This is a genomic window from uncultured Veillonella sp. (assembly GCF_934190855.1).
Taxonomy (GTDB): Bacteria; Bacillota; Negativicutes; order Veillonellales; family Veillonellaceae; genus Veillonella.
This window is the reverse complement of record NZ_CAKPTN010000224.1, coordinates 1-2,024: the sequence shown is the minus strand read 5'-3', so window position 1 is coordinate 2,024 and position 2,024 is coordinate 1. Positions and strand designations below refer to the sequence as shown.

The following is a 2,024-nucleotide window of genomic DNA, read 5'->3' as shown; positions in this document are numbered from 1 at the left end:
GTATAAATGTTTTATGTATTAAATTTGTATTTTATAGTTATCTTTCATCTTTATCTTTTACATTCATTATACATTAACTTGTAAGTCAATTTTTGCTTCATAAATAGCAGATTCAGTAGATAAATAATCTTATAGACATAATAGACAGAAAAAAACTGTGATGAGGTGCTACACCCCATCACAGTTTTATATTAATTAAATTTAATTTTTACAAATTTACGTTTACCTACTTGTAGGATCATGCCATCCTCAAGAGTAATATTTTCTTCGCTATATTTTTCACCGTTTACTTTGAAAGCACCAGCTTTAATGGAGCGACGTGCTTCACCATTAGAGGCAGTCAAACCAGCATCTGTGCAGAATTGTGGTACAAAGATTGGTTCTGTTGGAGCATCCATAGCAAATTCAGGAATATCTGTAGGCAACGCACGTTGTTGGAATACGCGTTTAAATTCCTCTTCTGCTTCGAGAGCAGCCTCTTCACCATGGTACAAGCGAACGATGGTACGAGCTAATAGCATTTTAGCGTCACGTGGGTGTAATTCACCAGATTCAAGACGTTTTGCCATATCTTCTTGTTCTTCGATAGACATATCTGTTACAAGCATAAAGTAACGCATCATCAATTCATCAGGAATAGACATTGCTTTACCGTACATTTCTTTAGGCTCTTCGTCGATACCGATATAGTTGCCTAAAGATTTACTCATTTTTTGAACGCCGTCAAGGCCTTCAAGCAATGGCATTGTGATAACAACTTGTGGTTCTTGACCTTCTAATTCTTGTAAATGACGACCCATTAACAAGTTGAAAGTTTGGTCTGTACCGCCAAATTCAACGTCAGCATGTAATGCAACAGAATCATGACCTTGCATCAATGGGTACATAAATTCATGTACGCCGATAGGACGACCTTCTTTGAAACGTTTGCTGAAATCATCACGTTCCATCATACGTGCCACAGTATAGGAGCTAGCCAAACGAAGCACATCAGCAAAGTTCATAGATTCTAACCATTCGCTGTTGTCACGAACGATGGTTTTTTCAGGATCTAACACTTTGAAGATTTGTGTTTTATAAGTTTCAGCATTTTTCAATACTTCTTCTTTTGTTAATGGTGGACGTGTAACACTTTTACCAGTAGGGTCGCCAATACGAGCTGTGAAACCACCGATAACAATCACTACTTGATGACCAAATTCTTGGAATAAACGTAGTTTACGAAGTGGTACAGTATGGCCCAAATGAATATCTGGAGCTGTTGGGTCCAAACCTAATTTAATAACTAAAGGTTTGCTTTCCTTAATGGATTTCTCTATTTTCTTTACAAGTTCTTGTTCGTTAATTAAGTCTGCTACGCCGTGTTTAATTTGGCGTACTTGTTCTTGAGCACTAATCATGATAATCCTCCTAGAAATACTATTGTTTTAGTATACCATTATCTAAAAACTTTCACAATTATAATGTAGTATTGGTTTTAAGCCATTTATGATATAATATTTATAACTGCGTAATAGATTTTACGTTATATTTACTAAAAGAAAAAAGAGGTGACTCTATGAGTAGTAACTCAAATGCGAGATCCAATCGCCGGTCAAATGGCAATGGTTCTACACCGAAGAAAACAAGTCCGAAGCGTCTATTTTGGATTTGTGCCCTTCTCCTTATACTCATCGTAGCCGGAGGTGGCTGTGGTTTCATCAGTGCTACACTGTCTAACCTACCAGATGTATCCAATGTACGTCCTTCTGCATCGTCTCAAATTTATGACGTGCACGGCAATCTCATTACGACGGTTCATTCCTCAGAAAACAGATTGCCAATTCCTTTGAAGGATGTGCCTAAAGATTTACAGAATGCCTTTGTTGCTACAGAGGACTCTCGTTTCTACACACATCATGGTATCGACCCAATCGGTATCTTGCGTGCTGTGTGGGTGAACATCGTACATAGTGGCGTATCTGAAGGTGGTTCTACAATCACTCAACAGTTAGCGCGTAATGCATTCTTATCGCAAGACAGAA

2 protein-coding genes are annotated in these 2,024 nt (G+C 37.8%); one reads left to right on the top strand and one right to left on the bottom strand.

All coding sequences use genetic code 11. The features are described 5' to 3' along the window. Positions 1 to 191: 191 nt before the first annotated feature. Positions 192 to 1,400: a tyrosine--tRNA ligase gene (tyrS, locus tag Q0F90_RS09030; RefSeq protein ID WP_296004928.1), complete on the bottom strand. Its 1,209-nt coding sequence runs from the start codon at positions 1,398 to 1,400 to the stop codon at positions 192 to 194. A gap of 158 nt (positions 1,401 to 1,558) precedes the next feature. On the opposite strand from tyrS, the gene Q0F90_RS09025 reads away from it, so the two are divergent. Further along, positions 1,559 to 2,024 (top strand): transglycosylase domain-containing protein (locus Q0F90_RS09025; protein ID WP_296004926.1); only part of this gene is annotated, 466 nt, incomplete at its 3' end.